Genomic DNA, 20,282 nt, shown 5'->3' with positions numbered 1-20,282 from the left:
ACGTTGAATTAAAAGTGATTTTAAAGTTGGTGCGGTAATTGCTGATGTCCACTTATCAGTGAAATGTCAGCCAAGAATCTGACAGCCATTACCCCAGGAGTTGTTATGGACGTGAAAGCCAACAGTTTGTATCAGGAAATGCAAAGCATGATTGGGCAAACTCGTCTTCAGGTTAACGAGCCCCAGGAACTCATCAAGCAAAACCCGTCGGCAAACGAGTTTTCCGATATGTTGAAAAACGCTATCGACGGTGTGAATACCATGCAGCTTGAATCTAAAGATGCCCAGCAACGCTTCGAAATGGGAGACAATTCATTGAGTCTTGCCGAGGTTATGCTGGTAAAAGAAAAGTCGGGTATTGCCTTTGAAGCCACTGTACAGGTGCGCAATAAAGTGTTGGAAGCCTACAAAACTATTATGAATATGCCGGTTTAAGTGGAGTAACCCATGGCTGAAGCGACAGGCACAAACCTGACCGTTGCCGATCAGGCAGCAGGCTCAGACAACGAACCGGAAAATAAATCCGGATTTATGGACACGCTAGGCAGTGCCGACATGATGCGTCAGATGGCATTGGTTGTGGTACTGGTTATCTGTGTGGCCATCGCGGTATTTATCCTTATCTGGGCGCAGGAGCCTGATTATCGTCCACTGGCTAAAATGGAAACGCAGGAGCTTATTGAAACGCTCGATTACCTTGATGCCAATCAAATCGATTATCAGTTGCAGGGCAACACCGTTTACGTTCGTAATGATCAGTTTCAGGATATTCGTCTTGGCATGACCCGCCAGGGGATCTCAGGGGAGTCCAGCAATGGTACTGATATCATTATGCAGGACATGGGTTTTGGAGTCAGTCAGCGCCTGGAAATGGAGCGACTGAAGCATGCCCGTGAGCAGCAAATTGCATCCACCATCGAAGAGATGACCAGTGTGCAAAAAGCCCGTGTATTGCTGGCGATGCCAAAAGAGAACGTATTTGCCCGTCGTGAGAAAAAAGCGTCCGCGACGGTAGTGTTAACCGCGAGTCGTGGCACCATTATTAAAGGTGAAGAAGTCGATGCGGTTGTCGATATTGTAGCGTCAGCGGTTCAGGGCATGGAGCCATCGAAAGTCACGGTTACTGACAGCAACGGCCGCCTGCTGAACTCTGGCTCTCAGGACTCGATGAGTGCCCGTGCCCGTAAAGAATATGAGTTAGAACGCCAGCGCGAAGACGAATATCTGGAAAAAATAGACGCCATTCTTATTCCGGTGCTTGGCATCGGTAACTATACCGCACAAGCCGATGTCACCATGGATTTCACGGCGCTTGAACAAACTCAGCGTAGCTATAACCCTGATTTGCCAGCTGTTCGCAGCGAGATGGTGGTAGAAGAAAACAGCGTGGGTTCGGTGGCCGGTGGCATCCCTGGGGCGTTGTCTAATCAACCGCCGCTGGATGCCAATATCCCCGAGAACGCAATCGGGGACGGCGCGCAGCAACCTGTTCCTGGCCGCAGCTCCAAAGAGTCAACGCGTAACTATGAGCTGGACACGACCATCAGTCACACTAAGAAACAAACCGGTGTGATCCGCCGCCTGAGCGTCTCGGTTGCTGTAGATTATGTACCTACAACTGCCGATGATGGCACCGTCACGCAATCGCCACGGGCACAGGAAGAATTGCTGAATATCCGTCGCCTGCTGCAGGGCGGAATTGGGTTCGATGTTACCCGCGGAGATTCGCTGGAAGTGGTGAGCGTGCCATTTACCCGTATGGATACGGGTGAAGTAGAGGAATTGCCGCTTTGGGAACAACCTGCATTCCTGCCTATACTTAAGCTTGTCATCGGCGGCCTGGTAATCATTGTATTGATTGTCTTTGTAATCCGTCCGATGCTGCGTAAACTCATTCATCCGGATGCTACGAAAGACGGTGACGACTTTAGTGCTGATGAAGGGCTGGATCTTGGTGATGAGACCATTAGTATGCTGTCTCAGGAGTTTGACGAAGGGCAGGTTGGTTTTGCCTCGGATGGCTCGCTGATGTTGCCGGATCTGCATAAAGATGAAGACGTATTGAAAGCCGTACGAGCGCTGGTGGCCAATGAGCCAGAGTTATCCGCGCAGGTAGTAAAAGGCTGGCTGATGCAAGATGAGTAGGAATAAGGCCCATGGCTGAAGAATTAGCAACAGTGGAAGAAACCACATACGACGTCAGTAAACTGGAAGGGGTAGAAAAGGCCGCTATCCTGCTGCTGAGCTTGTCGGAAGAAGATGCGGCGCAAATACTGAAGCATCTTGAGCCTAAACAGGTCCAAAAATTAGGCTCTGAAATGGCCAAAGTCGATGATATGACGCAAGCCAAAATTACGGCAGTGCATAAACATTTCATCGAAGAAATTCAAAACTACAGCACTATCGGATTCCAGAGTCAGGACTTCGTGAAGCGCGCCCTGACGGCGGCGCTGGGTGAAGACAAAGCCGCTAACCTGATTGATCAGATCATGATGGGTACCGGCGCGAAAGGACTGGATTCACTGAAGTGGATGGACTCTAAGCAGGTGGCAAGCATAATCCGCAACGAACACCCGCAGATCCAGACCATTGTGTTGTCTTATCTTGAGGCTGAGCAAAGTGCCGAAATTCTGGCGCAGTTCCCGGAAAAAGTCCGACTGGATCTGTTAATGCGTATCGCTAACCTCGAAGAAGTGCAGCCCGCGGCGTTGCAGGAGCTCAACGAGATCATGGAAAAACAATTCGCCGGTCAGGCCGGCACACAGGCAGCAAAAATGGGCGGCCTGAAATCTGCTGCCGATATTATGAACTACCTGGATACGGCTATCGAAGGTCAGTTGATGGATGCTATCCGCGAGCAGGACGAAGAAATGAGTCAGCAAATTCAGGACCTGATGTTCGTCTTCGACAATCTGGTGGATGTGGACGACCGTGGTATTCAGGCTATCTTGCGCGAAGTCCAGCAGGACGCGTTGCTTAAAGCGATTAAGGGTGCCGACGAAGAGCTGAAGAATAAGATCATGAAGAACATGTCTAAGCGTGCGGCTGAAATGCTTGCCGATGATCTTGAAGCGCTTGGGCCCGTGCGTATCTCCGAAGTCGAAACCGCACAGAAAGAGATCCTGTCTGTGGCACGTCGTCTGGCTGACTCTGGTGAGATCATGCTTGGCGGTGGTGGCGGTGAAGAATTCCTGTAATGGCATCCTGACTTATGAGCAAACAAAAGCCGTTCTCCATTGAAGAGCAAGAGGACGCCAAAGCGTGGGATTTGCCCTTTGTTGAAAACCCACCGAGCGACGAAGAGGCAAAAAGAACCAATGCGCTGAACCGTCGTTCGGACTGGAAATACGAACCTCCCGAAGAAGAAGAGGAAATATTGCCTCCTACGCTGGAAGAAATTGAGGCGATAAGACAGGCTGCGCAGGACGAAGGCTATGAAGATGGCAAAGCGCAGGGACATGAGGAAGGGCGTGCTGCCGGTTTTGAAGAAGGTAAAAATGCGGGTTATGAAGAAGGACTTGAGCTTGGAAAAGCGCAGGGACTTGAAGAAGGCCAGCAGCAAATCAATGAACAGACCGAGCGTTTTTCTATGCTCGCAGATGCGCTTACCTCGCCGCTAAGCCAGGCTAACGATGAAACACGACAGCAATTAGTAAAGCTGGCGGTGTCACTGGCTCGCGCGGTGATCCGCACTGAAATAAAAAACAGTGAAGACGTTATTCTTCAGGCGTTATCTGAAGGCTTAAAAGCACTTCCCATAAACGAAGCAGCATACCAGATCCATATGCATCCTGATGATGTGGCGCGTGTCACCGCCCATTTTGGTGAGGAAGAAGTGAAAGCGAAGGGCTGGCAGTTAGTTGGCTCACCTGGCATGGCGGAAGGTGGATGCGATATTACTACCTCGCAAAATGCAGTGGATGTATCTATCGAAAGACGATGCCGCGATGTGCTGGATAAATTTCTGTTAGAGCAGGGGCTGGACAGTGAGTAGCCCCTGGCACAGCTATCTTGATAATTTGCAAAAGCAGGTGCCGGCGCCACCCATTGTTGCGGCCGGTAAGTTGGTTCGCGGTATTGGACTGACACTGGAAGCGGTGGGTTGTCAAATGCCGGTTGGCAGTCAGTGCCTGGTGCAAACCATCGAGGGCGAAATTGAGGCCGAAGTGGTGGGCTTCGGTGATGACATCACCTATCTGATGCCGACAGAAGCGGTGCGCGGCATTGTGCCCGGAAGCCGGGTGTTACCGCTGAATCGCGAAAGCGGTCTGGCAGTCGGTATGGGGTTACTGGGTCGGGTTATTGATGGCAACGGGCAGCCATTAGACGGCCTGGGTGCCGTAGCGGCAGATACCCGAGTGCCTACGTCCCGACCGCCAATTAACCCGCTGTCCCGCCGTCCTATTGAAAAGCCGATGGACGTCGGCGTGCGCGCAATAAATGCGTTAAACACTGTCGGTGTTGGTCAGCGTATGGGGCTGTTTGCCGGCAGTGGCGTCGGAAAAAGCGTGCTACTTGGTATGATGACAAGAGGCAGCGAGGCCGATGTCGTGGTTGTTGGTCTGGTAGGCGAGCGTGGACGTGAGGTAAAAGAGTTTATCCACGACATCCTTACTGAGGAAGAGCGTCAACGCGCTGTTGTTGTAGCCGCGCCTGCCGATACCTCGCCGCTAATGCGGCTAAAAGGCTGCGAAACGGCAGTCACGGTGGCGGAGTATTTTCGCGACCAGGGTATGAACGTGTTGTTATTGATTGACTCCTTAACCCGCTATGCCATGGCCCAGCGTGAAATTGCGCTGGCTGTGGGAGAGCCGCCGGCCACGAAAGGTTATCCGCCGTCAGTGTTTGCTCGCTTACCTGCATTGGTGGAGCGGGCGGGAAATGGCAGTGAACGCCAGGGCTCGATTACTGCATTCTATACGGTACTGACAGAAGGCGATGATTTGCAGGACCCGATCGCCGATACGGCAAGAGCCATATTAGACGGGCATGTGGTGTTGTCCCGGTCACTGGCTGACAGCGGGCATTATCCTGCTATCGATATTGAAGCCTCTATCAGTCGGGTAATGCCCGCAGTCGTTAGCGATGAACACCTGATGCAGGCCCGGCGCATTCGTCAGGTGTATTCGAACTACAAACAAAATCAGGATCTTATCGCCATTGGCGCCTATGCGAAGGGCTCAGATCCCCGCATCGATTTAGCAATTCGTGCTGAACCGGCAATTAATGCATTTCTGCAGCAGGGGATGAAGCAAATTCTGCCGTACGATGAAAGTCTCGAGGGTATGAATGCGTTGGCGTCCGGGCTAGGGAAAGGGTAACTAGATGAGTAATCAACTGGAGCGGGTTGCCAGGTTTGAACGGGATAAAGAACAGCAGGCAGCGCAGTTATTTCAGCAGGCACAAACTATAGTCAATCAACAGCGCCAGAAATTATCCAGCCTGGAACAATACCGTATCGACTATATAAAGAATATCCAGCAGACAGGCCAGTCAGGTGTCGGCGCGAAGCAGTATACTCAGCATCTCTCGTTTGTCGGCAAGCTGGACAAAGCCTGCGAACAGCAAACTCAGTATGTTTCACAGGCCACGCTGGCAGCCGATCAACGCAAACGTCAGTGGCTGGCGCAGCAGCAGCGGTGCAAAGCGGTGGAATTGCTGATAGAGAAAAAACGCAAAGCAAAGGAGCAGCTTGAAAATCGCCGCGAACAAAATATGCTTGATGAGTACGCCAACCGCGCGTTCTTTCGTCGCTTTCACGCCAGGTAGCCGCCCTACAATCTCAGAATAATATTATTGCGGAAGTGGTCGTGTTTGTATTCTGCGTTTACGTTTTTCCAGCCAGAATATGTTCAGCTCTTTCTGTTATCGCCTCAAAGCAAAGCGCGCCACGCTTTTGCCATTCAGCGCCGCATTCACTGGCTTTCGAACATTTCTATCGCATTTTTGTATTTTGTTTCTTTATAGGGCGAGCGTGTGTCGGGGCAGCGGGTAAGTGAAGCCATAAACCCTTAGTTGGAACAATATTTGCTCTATCTTCCTTAGTATTGATTCATTAAGTCTGTTCAGGTCACTAAAACCGTGAGCTGACGTAAAAGCAGGGTTACAGGACTCGGATTATGATGCAACAAGTTGCCACCTCTGGTTCAGAAATTGCCGCTCTGAAAGGTAAGGCTGAAAAAGGCGCTCAAAACGATGGGGAACAAGGTTCCGCGTTTGACGCGATGTTTCAACAGGCAAAATCATCCAGCCAGAAAAGCCCTGCGTCAGGTTCATCATCTGCTGAGGCCATTCAGGCGGCAAAGACGCGGCAGGAAGCGGTTAATGCTGACCACGCGAAAAAGGCAGAAACCCGTAACAACAAGCAACATGCCGAGCCTGAAGCTGGCGCAGGGCAATCCGGTGAAAACACAAAATCATCAAATAGCGTGAGCGCGTCAAATGCCGGACAGGATGCTGAAAGCGTCAAAGTAAAAGCGGAAGCGCCAATTTCCGACGATGACATAAAAACCACGATGCCTGTCGATCCTGAGACAGACATTCCCGATGATGGCAATCTGGTCAATCTGGATCCCAAAGAGGTTAAAATGACCTGGGACGAGTGGCTCGCCTCACAGAAAGGGGAAGTAGACTGGCTTGCTCATATCGATGCAGTGAGGCAGGCAAAAGGAGACGTTATTGAAAAGCCCGTAGAGAAGGGCAAGTCTGGCGATGATGGTGAAATTCTTCCGGTAATCCCATCCCCGGTGTCAGACAGTGAAACCACTGACGATGTTAACGTCGTACCGACTGAAGAAAACGCTGCGGTAAGTGGTTCTGATATACCAGACGAGGCGACGTTGCAGGCCAACATTGCTGCGCTTTCTGAGGCTATCGTGAAGTCAGTGAATGAGTCCGACAAGCCGAAGCCCGGCGACGGCAAGCAGGAAATCCTGCCGATAATGCCAATAGTCGAGAAACTGACGGAACTGTTAACAACGCAAAATCAGCAACAGGTTGCCGGCGAGACTTCGCAGACTGACGTAAGCGAAAAAATTCAGGCACTTGCTGCGCAATTAGCGGGCGTTCTGAAGGCATCTCAGGAAAGCCAGGCAGACACCGGTAATATTAAAGCCACAGGCAGCGGCAGCGATGCTGCTCTTGATATCGAGGGTTTGATAGCCAGCTTTAAAGGAGAGACCTCTGACAGTGCCGCCGATAATGGTCAGCACACAGAAGCCGAGTTGTTACTGGACCTGATACAGACCGAAATTATCGCGGCGGCGAAAGAGGGAACGGAGAAAGCGGTTGTTACGCCAGACGTTCCGCTGCAACCTGGCGTTGCGAGTGACACCGCTACCACTGCTGGAGAAGAAGCAACAGCCATGCGTCGGCTTATAAACGACATGATGCAGCTGTCTGATGAGGGACAAAATAAAATTACGCAGTCACTGGCTGATAAAGTCGTCGCTCTGCTTCCACCAACAGCCAGTGATCAGCAACAGCAAACCGTTAAGCAAGCTGTGATTGCCGGCGTACAGGAGTTGCAGTCGCAGCTATCTCAGGGGCACGAACCAGGTATTGATTTGAAAGCCATTATTGCGGATGCCGTAAAAGAGGCCAATATTCCGGTTACCCCTCAAATGATGACGCAGGCTGAGCAACAGGTTTCTCAGTTGCAACAATTGCTAAGTACCGCGCATTCCGCCGCACACCAGAGTGCCGCTGCGCAGATTGCGTCGGCTGATACGATGATTCAGGAGAATACTCAGGTACGCAATGAAGCGACAAAGGCTCAGAATCAGGCCGATAGCATGGACAAACCGGTGAACATTACGAAAGCCGAAGGACTCCAGCAACTGAATGAAAAAATTCGCTGGATGATGAGTGCCCGCAATATGATGGCTGAAATCCGTCTTGATCCCCCCGAGCTTGGGAGTATGCAGGTCAGGGTAAATATGTCGGGTGATACTGCCAGCGTGAATTTCGTGGTGCAGTCTCAGCAAGCCCGGGATGCGTTAGCAGATGCCACGCCGCGATTGCGCGACATGCTTGCCGAGCAGGGCATTGAGCTTGGAGAATCCTTTGTGCAGCAGCAATCCAGTGGACAGGGCGAAACCGGTGAAAACGGTGATGGTCAGTTTGCCGGCAGCGGCTCTCAAAGCGTCGAAGAAGATGACATGCAGATAATTGAACAGCCAGTTAGTCGTGAATCTCTGGGCGGAATTGACTACTATGCATAAAAACTTATCGACTTTGACTTTAGCAGCATTGCCATTTGCAGCTGAAGTCCGATAATACGCCCAATGCATTTTTAGGGATTAGCTATGGCTGAAGAAGAGTTACAAATCGAAGAAGGCGGAAAGAAAAGCAAAATGATGATGCTCATCATTATTGCAGTGGTAGTTGTTGTCGGTGGCGGCGCCGCCTACTTCTTTTTGTTTTCCGGTGATGATACCCCTGCTGCAGAGCAGCTTGCTGCCGCAGAAGGGTCTGCTGCACAACAGGCGCCAGTGTCAAATGCGCAGGTGGGAACCGCATTGTATGTTGCGATGCCTCGCCCGTTTGTTTTCAATGTGCCGGGCAGTGGCCGGGACCGTTTAGTGCAGATAAAAGTTCAGTTATTAGTGCGCGGTTCCGATAACGAAGAAACAGCAAAGTCGCATATTCCGTTAATAGAAGGCACCCTGCTGCAAATTTTCAGTACCGCAAACGCTGATGACCTGGTGACGGAAGCCGGGAAAATTGAGCTGAGAGACCGGGCGGTAGAAGAGGTTCAGCGCGCGATGAATGAGATTACCGGCAAAGATGTGGTTGAGCGTGTGCTTTTCACCGGCTTTGTCATGCAATAACAGGAAAAAACTGTGAGTGATTTATTATCCCAAGACGAAATCGATGCGCTACTTCACGGTGTCGATGATGTAGAAGAAGAAGAGGCTGGCGATTCGCCCTCCGACGCTTCTGCGTTGGAGTATGATTTCTCTTCACAGGACCGGATAGTGCGTGGGCGTATGCCGACGCTGGAAATCGTGAACGAGCGTTTTGCCCGACACATGCGGGTAAGCCTGTTCAACATGATGCGTCGCTCGGCGGAAGTGTCGATAAACGGCATTCAGATGATTAAGTTTGGTGAGTACATACATACCCTGTTTGTACCTACCAGCCTGAATATGGTGCGTTTTCGTCCGTTAAAAGGTACCGGCCTTATTACGATGGAAGCCAGACTGGTGTTTATTCTGGTGGATAACTTCTTTGGTGGTGATGGGCGCTATCACGCCAAAATTGAAGGCCGCGAATTTACGCCAACCGAGCGTCGTATCATCCAGATGCTTTTGAAAATCATCTTTGAAGATTACAAAGAAGCCTGGGCACCGGTAATGGATGTGTCGTTTGAATATCTCGACTCAGAGGTGAATCCGGCCATGGCAAATATCGTCAGCCCCACTGAGGTTGTCGTTATCAGCTCGTTTCATATTGAGTTAGATGGTGGCGGTGGTGATTTTCACGTTTCGCTTCCGTATTCCATGCTCGAGCCGATTCGTGAACTGCTTGATGCCGGTGTACAGAGCGATAAAGAAGATACAGACCTGCGCTGGAGTAAAGCCCTTCGCGACGAAATCATGGATGTTAAGGTAGCCTTAACTACGCACATGCTGGATGTAGATGTACCGCTGAAAGATGTGATGGAATTTAGGCCGGGTGACATTATTCCTATCGATATGCCGGAATACATCACCGTGCTGATTGAAGACTTACCCACCTTTCGCGCCAAGCTGGGACGTTCCAGAGATAATCTGGCGCTGAAGATAACAGAGAAGATCCCACGTCCAACGTCGGTGAAATCTGAGCTACAGTTATTAACACGTGGTGGCCGAATCATCGATAACGATGCGGAACTGCAAGTACTCGAAGAAGACCTGTAAGGTTGTTTGGAAAATGAGGCATTCCTATGAGTGAAGAAGATGGTATGGACGATTGGGCTGCTGCCATGGCAGAGCAGGCCGAATCTGAAGAAGATGGTGAGAATGCAGGTGAAGATGGCGAAGATGTAAAAATAGCCGAACTTGACGAACTCACCGACGATGCGCCCATTAGCAACGAAGAAAAGAAAAAGCTGGATACGATCTTAGATATTCCGGTGACTATTTCGATGGAAGTGGGGCGCAGCCAGATTAGCATTCGAAATTTATTACAGTTAAACCAGGGTTCGGTTGTAGAACTGGACCGGGTCGCGGGTGAGCCATTAGATGTTTTGGTTAATGGCACGTTGATTGCTCATGGAGAAGTAGTAGTGGTCAACGACAAGTTCGGGATTCGGTTAACGGATGTTATTAGTCAAATCGAAAGAATTAAAAAGCTTAGGTAAAACTCTTTTAAAAGCAGGAGGTTGCGCATTGTTGCCTCTTGCTTTCTCCCCTTTAGCCAGCGCACAAAGCACGCAATCTATCACCAACCCCACCTCTGTAGTGTCAATTTTCCTATCACTTTTATTGGTGGTCGGGATTATTTTTGCGCTCGCGTACATCATGCGTCGATTTAATGTCACTCATGCCGGGAATGGGCAAATGAAAGTGGTATCCAGCATGATGGCAGGCGCCAAGGAAAAGGTGATGGTTATCCAGGTTGGCGACGAGCAGCACCTGATTGGGGTAACCGCAAATAACATTAATCACTTAGGCAAGCTTGAGAAAAACCTGGATGTTGCAAAACCTGCGATGAGCGGACAAGGCGATCAGTTTAAGCAAAAACTGGTAGCCGCTATGGCAGGAAAGCTTAACCCCAGCATCAAGGAGACAGCACATGACAAGTAGTCGCTTTCTTCGTTTACTGGGTGTTGTGCTGGCGCTGTTCGCGCTAAGTAGTGAACCTGCTTTGGCGCAACAGGGAATTTCGGCGGTGACGGTAACAACCAACCCAGACGGTACTCAGGACTATACCATGTCCTTACAAGCACTGTTTATTATGACAGCGCTTAGCCTTATTCCGGCTTTTATCATGATGATGACGTCATTTACCCGCATCATCGTTGTACTGTCAATTCTTCGTCAGGCTATCGGTCTGCAGCAATCACCGTCAAACCAGATTCTCATCGGCATCAGCCTGTTTTTATCCATGTTTATTATGAAACCGGTGTTTGATGAAATAAATGAAAGGGCGCTGCAGCCTTATCTGGCTGAGGAAATGTCGTCAAAAGATGCATTAGAAGAGGCCAAGGGGCCGATGCGTGCATTTATGCTATCGCAGACTCGCGTGACGGATCTTGAAACCTTTGTTCGTATTGCCGGTGAAGAGGATAAATACCAGGATCCCGCTGACGTTCCGCTGACGATTCTGATCCCGTCATTTGTGACCAGTGAGCTGAAAACCGCTTTTCAAATTGGTTTTATGTTGTTCATTCCGTTTCTGATTATTGATCTGGTTGTGGCCTCAATCCTAATGGCCATGGGTATGATGATGTTATCTCCAATGATTGTATCGCTGCCATTTAAACTGATGTTGTTTGTGCTGGTGGATGGCTGGAACCTGATTTTCGGCACGCTGGCTACCAGTTTCGGCATGGGCGTCTAGGAGAGCGGTATGTCACCCGAGGTCTTTGTTGAAATTCTGCGTGAAGCCATGTTTATGGTTATCTTACTGGTTTCCGCAGTGATTGTTCCCAGTTTGATAGTGGGCCTGATTGTTGCGGTATTTCAGGCCGCGACGTCCATTAACGAGCAAACCATGAGCTTCCTGCCTCGTCTGGTGGTCACGCTTCTGGCTTTAAGTTGGGGTGGCAACTGGCTGGTTCAGCAACTCATGGATTACTTCTATCACATGGTTGAGTTAATCCCTCAGGTTGTTGGCTAATCATGGAATATGAATTAAGCACGATAAACCAGTTTCTGGCAGATATGCTGTTGCCCTTCATGCGCATCAGTGGGCTGTTTGCCGCCATGATTGGGTTAAGTGCGAAATCCATTCCTCCTCCGGTTCGCGCGTTACTGGCGATTATGCTTACGTTGGTGATTATGCCCGTGGTGCCGCCATCGCCAGTCACCGACATGGTAAACCTGGGAACGTTTGTGTTGGGCATTCAGCAGCTTTTAATTGGTATCGCCATCGGTTTTGTATCGATGATGGTGCTAAACACCTTTGTACTGGCAGGTCAGGTAGTCGCCATGCAGACCGGTCTGGGTTTTGCCTCCATCGTTGACCCGGTAAACGGCATTAACGTACCGGCGGTGGGGCAGTTTTATCTGATTCTGGCTACGCTTATCTTCTGGGCGATGGACGGGCACCTGTCGATGATCCAGATGATTGTGATGAGCTTTGAAGCCTTTCCCATTGGCGCAGAATGGTTTAGTGGTGACCAATTGCGATCAATTGCTCACTGGGGCGGATGGATGTTTGTTTCAGCGCTGACATTATCATTAGCACCCATTGTGTCGCTGCTGATTGTGAATCTGGCTTTCGGGGTTATGACCAAAGCTTCACCACAGCTGAACATCTTTAGTATTGGTTTTCCCATTGCTCAGGTCATGGGGTTAATTATTATCTGGATAACCATGGATAACTTTACCAGCCACTTTGAACAACAGTGGGCACGGGCTCAGCAGTTTATGTGCGAATTGCTTCGCATTTGCCCGTCGTAAGGAGAGTGATAGATGGCTGACGCTCACGAAAAAACAGAAGACCCCACGAGTAAAAAACTCGATGATGCCCGAAAAAAAGGGCAGCTGGCGCGATCCCGTGAGTTATCTACCGCACTGGTTCTTATTGTCAGTGCGCTGATGTTTCTGGTGGTCGGCGGCTACATTGCCAAAGCCGTGTATATGGTTACCCGTCGCTCGTTTATTCTTTCCCGGGATGAAACCTATGACGTGACCCACATGTTTTCTGCGTGGGGGGAAGCCATTTCGAATATCAGCTTTCCGGTATTAAGTTATATGACGGTCGCTATGATTGCCGGGATTTACGGTTCTGTCGCCCTTGGCGGGTACAACTTCACCTGGGAGTCAGCTAAACCGAAAGCCAGTAAAATGAATCCATTATCTGGCTTTAAGCGCATGTTCGGTATGAACGGACTGGTAGAACTAATCAAGTCTATCGCCAAATTCTTTGTGATTGCGGCAATGGCCCTTATCGCCTTATTTATCTTTCGTGATGAAGCGCTGCATCTGGACATGGAATTGTATCCAGGGAATATATTCCACGCGCTGGATATGCTGGAGTGGGCGTTCTTCATATTAGTTCTGGGTATGTTGCCCATTGTGGCTATTGACGTGCCATACCAGATCCATAAACACAAAGAAGAAATGAAAATGACCAAGCAGGAGGTCAAGGACGAGCGTAAAAATGCTGAAGGGGACCCCCAGGTTAAAGGACGTATCCGTCGCCTCCAGTATCAGGCTGCTGCCAAGCGAATGATGCAGGAAGTCCCACATGCTGACGTTGTTGTCACAAACCCTACCCATTTCTCGGTCGCTATTAAGTACGATGATAATGGCAGTCGCGCCCCTGTTGTGGTGGCGAAAGGCGTGGATGAACTTGCGATGCATATCAGAAAAATTGCTACCGCCAATGATGTACCGCTTATTCCTTCCCCAATGCTGGCAAGGGCAATCTATTACTCCACTGAAGTTGATGAGGAAGTGCCTCAAAAACTGTTTATGGCTGTCGCACAGATCCTCGCGTACGTTTATCAGCTTAAAGCTTACCGTTCGGGTAAAGGCAAGCGTCCGCGCCCATTGAAACGTGACCTTCCCATACCGCCGGAATACAGACGCTAGCTGTCGCACCCAGCTCAGAGGGGAGAGCTTGTAACGTGTTGATAGTTAGGCCTAAATAAATTTCCTTGGTAATCAAAATCAAGCTGGCACGGTAGTTGTACTATCTCGTTCAGACAGGCAGTAAGTGTCAAAATTCTGATAGTGAGATAAAACGCGATGGTGTTATCAGGTTACCTGCAGCGATTCGATAAAAGCCGGTTGCAAAACGTGACAAGTGGGCTCGGTGCGCCGATTGTTTTGCTTGCCATCATGGGCATGGTTATCCTGCCAATGCCGCCCTTTCTTCTGGATGTGCTCTTTAGTTTCAATATTGCATTATCACTGGTCATCATTCTGGTGGCGGTGTTTACTCAGCGTCCTGTTGATTTCGGTATCTTTCCTCTGGTGTTGCTTATCGCGACCGTTCTCCGGCTGGCGCTGAATGTCGCCTCTACGCGGGTCGTATTGCTGTACGGGCACGAGGGAGGCGATGCTGCCGGTAAGGTCATCGAAGCCTTTGGTGAAGTCGTTATCGGTGGCAACTATGCTGTTGGTGTCGTGGTCTTTGCCATCCTCTTGATTATTAACTTCAAAGTGGTTACCGCAGGTGCCGGCCGTATTTCAGAAGTGGGTGCTCGCTTTACCCTTGATGCTATGCCAGGTAAGCAAATGGCGATTGATGCCGACCTGAATGCTGGCTATATCGACCAGGACCAGGCGCGTCAGCGACGCGAAGAAATAACCGCTGAGGCGGATTTCTACGGCTCGATGGACGGTGCGTCGAAATTTGTGAAAGGGGACGCGGTTGCGGGCCTGTTCATTATGCTGATTAATATCGTGGGCGGCCTGTTCATCGGTATGATTCAGCACGACCTCAGTTTCGGCAACGCTATTGAGGTATACACAATACTGACAATCGGTGACGGCCTGGTTGCGCAAATTCCGTCGCTGCTACTCTCGGTTGCCACCGCCATTATCGTGACGCGTGAGAATGAAAACCAGGAGATGGGGAAAGAGATTCAATCCCAGCTGGGCAACCAACAGGCGCTGTATATTGCTGCCGGCGTGTTATTTGTCATGGGTATTATTCCGGGCATGCCACATCTTGCGTTTTTGAGTTTTGCAGCAATAGCGGCAGGCTATGCGTATTGGCAAGGTGTGCAAGCTAAAAAAGCGGCAGAAGCGCCGGCACCTTCTACCAGCCTGGAAAAGCAGGAAGGCGCGGCGCCGGAAGTGAAAGAACTTGGCTGGGACGATGTGCAGCAAGTCGACACCATTGGACTGGAAGTGGGCTATCGCCTGATCCCGCTGGTGGATAAATCTCAGGGCGGAGAGCTGTTAACCCGCATTAAAGGGGTACGTAAAAAGCTTTCGCAGGAGCTGGGTTTTCTTATCCCGCCGGTTCACATTCGCGATAACCTCGATTTAGATCCAAACGCATATACCATCGCCATGCTGGGTGTAAACATTGGCGATGCGCAAATCAGCCATGATGAAGAGCTGGCTATTAACCCGGGGCAGGTATTTGGAAAGCTGGAAGGCACAGCTACTAAAGATCCTGCATTTGGCCTTGATGCTGTATGGATTAAACCGAATAAACGTGAGCACGCGCAAACACTGGGTTATACCGTGGTTGACGCTGCCACGGTAGTCGCTACTCACTTAAGTCAGTTGCTCACCAATAATGCGTATCAGTTATTAGGTCACGAGGAAGTGCAGCAGCTTCTGGATATGCTGGCGAAAAGTAATCCGAAGCTGGTGGAAGGCCTGGTACCGGACATCCTGCAATTAAGTACGGTAGTGAAAGTACTGCAAACGTTGCTGTTTGAAGGGGTTCCTATCCGCGATATGCGCACCATTGTTCAAACCTTAAGTGAGTATGGGCCGAAGAGTCAGGATCCTGATGTTCTGGTGTCAGCGGTACGTATTTCGCTTAAACGCCTTATTGTTCAGGAAATCACAGCTGGCAGTAAAGAGATCCCTGTCATTACTTTGGCACCAGAACTGGAACAGATGTTGCACCAGTCGCTTCAGGCAGGCGGTGAAGATGGCGCAGGCATCGAACCGGGGCTGGCCGACAAGCTACAGCAGTCGCTGCAGCAGGCCAGTCAGCAGCAAGAGTTAGCGGGTGAGCCCGCGGTATTGCTGACATCCGGCATGTTACGCCCTGTGTTGTCACGCTTCTTAAAATATTCTGTCGCCGGATTACATGTTCTGTCTTATCAGGAAGTACCGGACGACAAACAGATAAAAATTGTCAGCTCTGTGGGTCAATAATCTGACACCCGGCGAGTAACGAGGTTGCAATGAAAATCAGACGTTTTTTTGGCAAAGATATGCGTGAGGCGTTAAGCCAGGTGAAAGCCGAGCTGGGCAGCGATGCAGTGATAATGTCTAACCGCAAAGTGGCGGACGGCATTGAACTGGTAGCTGCGTACGATAAAGAGCCCGATGCAAAGCTGTCATTTGGTAAGAAGCAAGCGTCGCCAACAGCTAAAGTCCCGCAGGCGAAAAGCAACGGCACGCCCAGCCTGAGTGAAATTATTGGCGATGATGGCCCTGATTCACTGCGCGCTCTGCTGGAAAAACAACAACAGGCGCGGGCAGAAAAACTGGCAGGCGGCGCGCAATCACAGGCGCAGCCACAGCCACGTCCGGCACCTCAGCCTCAATCGTCAGCTGCGTTTTCAGACAGTCAGTCTGGCTACAGCGCGTCCCGACAGGCAGATGATGCATCACAGCAAACCCATGCATCGGATTTTGCTAACCTGTTTGCTGATGTCACGCATGATGCAGCGCCCGTCGAGCAGCCCACAACGGCGAATTCAAACAGCGAGCTGGAAAGTATTAAAGAAGAACTGGCATCACTTCGTAATGTGTTGCAGTTTCAGGTTGCTGATTTGATGGAAAACAAACAGCGTCGCCAGCGTCCGGTTCACCACTATTTATCACAACGTCTCCAGGAAATGGGGATCAGCTCGACGCTCTCGCAGCAACTGATTCACTATACGCCGGCAGAGAGTAACGAACGTGATGCCTGGCTATATTCTCTGAACCTACTGGCAAACCGTATCAACGTAAGCGGTAACGACATTCTAAAGCAATCCGGCGTAGTGGCGCTGGTCGGACCAACCGGTACAGGTAAAACTACCACGGTGGCTAAACTGGCAGCGCGCTATGCGCAAAAGTACGGTGCCGATCAGGTCGCTATGATTACTATCGATACGTACCGTATTGCTGCCTTCGAGCAACTTGCAACATATGGCAAAATAATCGGCTGCACCGTTCGCAAAGCGCAGAGTAGTGAAGAACTGGCGGATGGCCTGTTCCAGTTACGTCACAAGCGCCTGATTCTGATCGATACTGCCGGTTTCAGCCAACGTGACAGTCGGCTTATCAAGCAACTAAGCCAGTTTGATAACGGACAGATGCAACCGGTGCGCAAATACTTAGTTGCCCAGGCCAATACCCAATATCCTGCGCTACAGCGTATCATTGAGGCCTATTCCCCGGTGAAACTGGACGGTTGCATTTTTACTAAGCTGGATGAGTGCTACAGTTTAGGTGAAGTGATTAGTGCGGCAGTGGAATACCAGCTGCCAGTGAGCTATGTTACTGATGGGCAGCAGGTTCCGGAAGATATTAAAGTCGCTGAAGCGAAATCTCTGGTATCTGCTGCAGCAAAGCTTTATAAAAAGTACGGATTGAATCATACTAGTGGCAACAATGAAGTAAATGCAGCACGAGCAGTATGATCGAAGATCAAGCGAGTAGCTTACGAAAGATGAATCAGTCACGATTAATCAAAGTCATCGCCGTTACCGGAGGTAAAGGCGGTGTAGGAAAAACCAACATTACCCTGAACACTGCCATCTCAATGGCCAAGCAGGGTAAGCGTGTCATGGTGCTGGACGCCGACCTCGGTCTGGCGAACGTTGACGTGATGCTGGGACTTCGGGTTGAAAAGAATCTGTCCCATGTGCTCTCCGGCGAATGTACGCTGGATGAAGTGCTGGTCACTGGCCCTCACGGTATCAAAATTGCCCCCGCCACCTCTGGCACGCAATCTATGACCGAGCTTTCTCCGACAGAACACGCTGGGCTTATCCGCGCGTTCAGTGAGTTACGCTCGCAGATAGATGTGCTTATTGTCGATACCGCAGCTGGTATCTCAGATATGGTGTTGAGCTTTTCCAAAGCGTCTCAGGATATTATGGTGGTGGTGTGTGATGAGCCCACCTCACTGACAGATGCTTATGCACTGATAAAAATACTAAATCGAGAGCACGGCGTGTTCCGGTTTAAGATCGTAGCCAATATGGTCAGAGATGTCAGAGAAGGGCAGGAATTGTTCAGCAAATTGTCAAAAGTGACAGGGCGTTTTCTTGATGTCGCGCTGGAATTGGTGGCTACTGTGCCATTTGACGAAAATATTCGTCGCGCGGTAAGAAAGCAAACCGCGATTGTCGACGCTTATCCTGGTTCTCCGGCAGCAATGGCAATTTCTCAGCTGGCTAAGAAAGCGATCGCCTGGCCTATTCCGAATCAGCCTGGCGGCCATCTCGAATTTTTCATAGAACAACTGGTTTCACATAAAGTCGCGGGAAGTCAACGTTGAATAGCAAAGCTGCTGCTTACCAACAACAAACAGACAAGTCACAACTCGTCGAAAGGCATGCTCCGCTGGTAAAACGGATTGCCCATCATTTGATGGCACGCTTACCTGCCAGTGTGTTGGTGGACGATTTGATACAGTCTGGCATGATTGGGTTGTTGGAAGCGGCAAGAAACTTTGACGGTTCGAAAGGCGCGAGCTTTGAGACCTTCGCAGGTATTCGTATTCGTGGTGCGATGCTTGATGAAATTCGCAAAGGCGACTGGACACCTCGGTCGGTGCATAAAAACGGTCGTGCTATTACTGAAGCCATTTCATTGGTAGAAAGTGAGACCGGGCGCGATGCCAGAGACGTGGATGTGGCGGCGAAGCTGAATGTCAGCTTGCAGGATTATCATCAGATGCTCAATGAAGTCAGTGCCGGAAAAATTATGGGCATTGAAGATCTTGGTGTTTCCGAAGATGTCATTACTACTGAACAAAACCGCGGTAATGATTCTCCGCTTGAAGATTTGATGCAAGGCGCTTTTCAAAAAGCACTTGCTCATGCTATTACTACACTACCTGAACGAGAAGCGATTGTGCTGTCTTTATACTATGATGAAGAGCTGAACCTGCGAGAGATTGGTGAGGTGCTTGAAGTCAGTGAATCGAGAGTCAGCCAGATACACAGCCAGGCCATGTTAAAACTCAAATCACGAATGAAGTCGTGGCAGGCTGATGAGTCATAATTATTAATAACGATTAAACCCTCACTGGAGGCCATTTTGGACAAGAATATGAAAATTCTCGTGGTTGATGATTTTTCTACCATGAGACGTATCATAAAAAACCTGCTTAAAGATTTGGGGTTCTCCAATATCCAGGAAGCGGACGACGGAAACACCGCATTGCCCATGTTGCAACAAGGTGATTTTGATTTTGTGGTAACCGACTGGAATATGCCCGGTATGCAGGGAATCGACCTGCTAAGAGCGATTCGTGCGGACGATAAACTCAAGCACCTGCCGGTACTGATGGTAACGGCTGAAGCCAAGAAAGAGCAGATTGTTGCTGCGGCACAGGCTGGCGTAAATGGTTATGTTGTTAAACCGTTTACTGCAGCAACGCTTAAAGAGAAGCTTGATAAAATCTTCGAACGTTTAGGTTGATCCAGACGCTTCCCAGAACTATGAGGTCACTGGATGTCAACGAACGTTAATGTCCCTATCACACTCGAAGAGGCTAAAGAGTTAGTTGCGTATCTGGAGTCGGGCGATAATGACTCTGCAAACGCGATACTTGAAGCTGTCTCGATGAAAGAGTCTGTTGAGTTGTTTGCTGAAGTGGGGAAACTCACGCGGCAACTTCATGACGCGCTCAATAATTTTCAGCTGGACGATCGAATCGCTGGTCTGGCAAATGAAGAGATCCCCGACGCACAAACTCGTCTGACATACGTTATTGAAGAAACGGAAAAAGCGGCTAATACTACAATGGATGCCGTTGAAGCCAGCATGCCAATAGCGGAAACCCTTTCAGAGCGTATCGATAAAGTGATGCCTGAATGGAAAAAGTTGATGAACCGAGAAATTGCCGTCGGCGAGTTCAAGACACTTTGTGCAGATTTAGACAAATTGCTAGAAGACGCATCTTCAGAATCGACTAAACTAACAGGACTGTTGACAGAAGTATTGATGGCCCAGGGCTACCAAGACCTAACCGGTCAGGTAATTCGACGCGTAATCGAACTGGTCAAAGAAGTAGAAGATAGTCTGGTCAATATGCTCACGATGTTTGGTGATGCTGAGGCAACAACACCGGTTACTGCTAAACAATCTCAGAAAGAGACCGATAAGATTGGTGCAGAAGGGCCAATTATTGATGCAGATAAGCGCGACGACGTCGTGCAGGGCCAGGATGATGTGGACGACCTTCTGTCGAGCTTAGGTTTTTAGGGG

General features: G+C 49.9%; 21 protein-coding genes. All 21 read left to right on the top strand.

The genetic code is table 11. The annotated features are described in order from the left end of the window. The first annotated feature begins 105 nt into the window (after positions 1-105). The 21 genes from fliE to JKP77_RS08740 all read left to right on the top strand — a co-directional run bounded on the left by fliE (position 106) and on the right by JKP77_RS08740 (position 20,279). Positions 106-435 (top strand): flagellar hook-basal body complex protein FliE, encoded by a 330-nt coding sequence (gene fliE / locus JKP77_RS08840; protein WP_218310820.1) that lies wholly within the window; start codon positions 106-108, stop codon positions 433-435. Between the two features lie 12 nt (positions 436-447). After that, entirely contained in the window at positions 448-2,145 is a 1,698-nt protein-coding gene (gene fliF / locus JKP77_RS08835) for a flagellar basal-body MS-ring/collar protein FliF (protein WP_218310819.1), read from the top strand. Positions 2,146-2,156: 11 nt separating this feature from the next. Then, positions 2,157-3,197 (top strand): flagellar motor switch protein FliG, encoded by a 1,041-nt coding sequence (gene fliG, locus JKP77_RS08830; protein ID WP_218310818.1) that lies wholly within the window; start codon positions 2,157-2,159, stop codon positions 3,195-3,197. 14 nt (positions 3,198-3,211) lie between these two features. Next, positions 3,212-3,994, top strand: a complete 783-nt coding sequence (fliH, locus tag JKP77_RS08825; RefSeq protein WP_218310817.1) for a flagellar assembly protein FliH — start codon at positions 3,212-3,214, stop codon at positions 3,992-3,994. Further along, positions 3,987-5,321, top strand: coding sequence for a flagellar protein export ATPase FliI (fliI, locus tag JKP77_RS08820; protein WP_218310816.1), 1,335 nt, complete (start codon positions 3,987-3,989; stop codon positions 5,319-5,321). Before fliH ends, fliI begins: the two co-directional genes overlap by 8 nt. 4 nt (positions 5,322-5,325) lie before the next feature. Next, a complete protein-coding gene (fliJ, locus tag JKP77_RS08815) occupies positions 5,326-5,769 on the top strand; it encodes a flagellar export protein FliJ (protein WP_218310815.1) in 444 nt (147 codons plus the stop codon). 350 nt (positions 5,770-6,119) lie between these two features. Next, positions 6,120-8,222: a flagellar hook-length control protein FliK gene (locus tag JKP77_RS08810; RefSeq protein WP_218310814.1), complete on the top strand. Its 2,103-nt coding sequence runs from the start codon at positions 6,120-6,122 to the stop codon at positions 8,220-8,222. An 84-nt stretch (positions 8,223-8,306) separates the two neighbouring features. Then, a complete protein-coding gene (fliL, locus tag JKP77_RS08805) occupies positions 8,307-8,831 on the top strand; it encodes a flagellar basal body-associated protein FliL (RefSeq protein WP_218310813.1) in 525 nt (174 codons plus the stop codon). Between the two features lie 12 nt (positions 8,832-8,843). Next, complete coding sequence (gene fliM / locus JKP77_RS08800; RefSeq protein WP_218310812.1) at positions 8,844-9,902, top strand: flagellar motor switch protein FliM; 1,059 nt, start codon at positions 8,844-8,846, stop codon at positions 9,900-9,902. Positions 9,903-9,928: 26 nt separating this feature from the next. Next, the gene (fliN, locus tag JKP77_RS08795) at positions 9,929-10,345 is read left to right on the top strand and encodes a flagellar motor switch protein FliN (protein WP_218310811.1); all 417 of its coding nucleotides are present in this window, start codon (positions 9,929-9,931) and stop codon (positions 10,343-10,345) included. Between the two features lie 28 nt (positions 10,346-10,373). Then, positions 10,374-10,790: a flagellar biosynthetic protein FliO gene (gene fliO / locus JKP77_RS08790; RefSeq protein ID WP_218310810.1), complete on the top strand. Its 417-nt coding sequence runs from the start codon at positions 10,374-10,376 to the stop codon at positions 10,788-10,790. After that, complete coding sequence (gene fliP / locus JKP77_RS08785) at positions 10,780-11,547, top strand: flagellar type III secretion system pore protein FliP (protein ID WP_218310809.1); 768 nt, start codon at positions 10,780-10,782, stop codon at positions 11,545-11,547. Before fliO ends, fliP begins: the two co-directional genes overlap by 11 nt. A 9-nt stretch (positions 11,548-11,556) precedes the next feature. Then, entirely contained in the window at positions 11,557-11,826 is a 270-nt protein-coding gene (gene fliQ / locus JKP77_RS08780; protein ID WP_218310808.1) for a flagellar biosynthesis protein FliQ, read from the top strand. A 2-nt stretch (positions 11,827-11,828) separates the two neighbouring features. Continuing rightward, positions 11,829-12,611: a flagellar biosynthetic protein FliR gene (gene fliR, locus JKP77_RS08775; protein WP_218310807.1), complete on the top strand. Its 783-nt coding sequence runs from the start codon at positions 11,829-11,831 to the stop codon at positions 12,609-12,611. A 12-nt stretch (positions 12,612-12,623) separates the two neighbouring features. Next, on the top strand, positions 12,624-13,748 hold the full coding sequence (gene flhB, locus JKP77_RS08770) for a flagellar biosynthesis protein FlhB (RefSeq protein WP_218310806.1): 1,125 nt from the start codon (positions 12,624-12,626) through the stop codon (positions 13,746-13,748). A 156-nt stretch (positions 13,749-13,904) separates the two neighbouring features. Beyond that, positions 13,905-16,004 (top strand): flagellar biosynthesis protein FlhA, encoded by a 2,100-nt coding sequence (gene flhA / locus JKP77_RS08765; protein ID WP_218310805.1) that lies wholly within the window; start codon positions 13,905-13,907, stop codon positions 16,002-16,004. A 29-nt stretch (positions 16,005-16,033) separates the two neighbouring features. After that, positions 16,034-17,482 carry a flagellar biosynthesis GTPase FlhF gene (flhF, locus tag JKP77_RS08760; protein ID WP_218310804.1) on the top strand — a complete coding sequence of 483 codons (1,449 nt, stop codon included), beginning with the start codon at positions 16,034-16,036 and terminating at the stop codon, positions 17,480-17,482. Next, positions 17,479-18,345: a MinD/ParA family ATP-binding protein gene (locus tag JKP77_RS08755; RefSeq protein WP_218310803.1), complete on the top strand. Its 867-nt coding sequence runs from the start codon at positions 17,479-17,481 to the stop codon at positions 18,343-18,345. The genes flhF and JKP77_RS08755 overlap by 4 nt, the downstream gene beginning before the upstream one ends. Then, positions 18,342-19,073: an RNA polymerase sigma factor FliA gene (locus tag JKP77_RS08750; RefSeq protein ID WP_218310802.1), complete on the top strand. Its 732-nt coding sequence runs from the start codon at positions 18,342-18,344 to the stop codon at positions 19,071-19,073. Before JKP77_RS08755 ends, JKP77_RS08750 begins: the two co-directional genes overlap by 4 nt. Positions 19,074-19,109: 36 nt before the next feature. Next, the gene (gene cheY / locus JKP77_RS08745; protein ID WP_218310801.1) at positions 19,110-19,493 is read left to right on the top strand and encodes a chemotaxis response regulator CheY; all 384 of its coding nucleotides are present in this window, start codon (positions 19,110-19,112) and stop codon (positions 19,491-19,493) included. 33 nt (positions 19,494-19,526) lie between these two features. Beyond that, positions 19,527-20,279 carry a protein phosphatase CheZ gene (locus JKP77_RS08740; protein ID WP_218310800.1) on the top strand — a complete coding sequence of 251 codons (753 nt, stop codon included), beginning with the start codon at positions 19,527-19,529 and terminating at the stop codon, positions 20,277-20,279. Positions 20,280-20,282 lie beyond the last annotated feature (3 nt).

Source organism: Alteromonas antoniana (assembly GCF_019249295.1).
GTDB lineage: Bacteria > Pseudomonadota > Gammaproteobacteria > Enterobacterales > Alteromonadaceae > Alteromonas > Alteromonas antoniana.
Note: the sequence above shows the minus strand (reverse complement) of the source record. Positions and strands in the feature narration are given on the sequence as shown.

What these genes read in the sequence shown, in the direction of transcription:
- fliL (WP_218310813.1), top strand. Translation starts at nt 8,307, where the DNA reads ATGGCTGAAGAAGAGTTACAAATCGAAGAAGGCGGAAAGAAAAGCAAA.
- fliQ (WP_218310808.1), top strand. Translation starts at nt 11,557, where the DNA reads ATGTCACCCGAGGTCTTTGTTGAAATTCTGCGTGAAGCCATGTTTATG.
- fliN (WP_218310811.1), top strand. Translation starts at nt 9,929, where the DNA reads ATGAGTGAAGAAGATGGTATGGACGATTGGGCTGCTGCCATGGCAGAG.
- fliR (WP_218310807.1), top strand. Translation starts at nt 11,829, where the DNA reads ATGGAATATGAATTAAGCACGATAAACCAGTTTCTGGCAGATATGCTG.
- fliG (WP_218310818.1), top strand. Translation starts at nt 2,157, where the DNA reads ATGGCTGAAGAATTAGCAACAGTGGAAGAAACCACATACGACGTCAGT.
- fliJ (WP_218310815.1), top strand. Translation starts at nt 5,326, where the DNA reads ATGAGTAATCAACTGGAGCGGGTTGCCAGGTTTGAACGGGATAAAGAA.
- flhB (WP_218310806.1), top strand. Translation starts at nt 12,624, where the DNA reads ATGGCTGACGCTCACGAAAAAACAGAAGACCCCACGAGTAAAAAACTC.
- JKP77_RS08810 (WP_218310814.1), top strand. Translation starts at nt 6,120, where the DNA reads ATGATGCAACAAGTTGCCACCTCTGGTTCAGAAATTGCCGCTCTGAAA.
- fliF (WP_218310819.1), top strand. Translation starts at nt 448, where the DNA reads ATGGCTGAAGCGACAGGCACAAACCTGACCGTTGCCGATCAGGCAGCA.
- fliP (WP_218310809.1), top strand. Translation starts at nt 10,780, where the DNA reads ATGACAAGTAGTCGCTTTCTTCGTTTACTGGGTGTTGTGCTGGCGCTG.
- JKP77_RS08740 (WP_218310800.1), top strand. Translation starts at nt 19,527, where the DNA reads ATGTCAACGAACGTTAATGTCCCTATCACACTCGAAGAGGCTAAAGAG.
- fliE (WP_218310820.1), top strand. Translation starts at nt 106, where the DNA reads ATGGACGTGAAAGCCAACAGTTTGTATCAGGAAATGCAAAGCATGATT.
- flhA (WP_218310805.1), top strand. Translation starts at nt 13,905, where the DNA reads ATGGTGTTATCAGGTTACCTGCAGCGATTCGATAAAAGCCGGTTGCAA.
- fliH (WP_218310817.1), top strand. Translation starts at nt 3,212, where the DNA reads ATGAGCAAACAAAAGCCGTTCTCCATTGAAGAGCAAGAGGACGCCAAA.
- JKP77_RS08755 (WP_218310803.1), top strand. Translation starts at nt 17,479, where the DNA reads ATGATCGAAGATCAAGCGAGTAGCTTACGAAAGATGAATCAGTCACGA.
- flhF (WP_218310804.1), top strand. Translation starts at nt 16,034, where the DNA reads ATGAAAATCAGACGTTTTTTTGGCAAAGATATGCGTGAGGCGTTAAGC.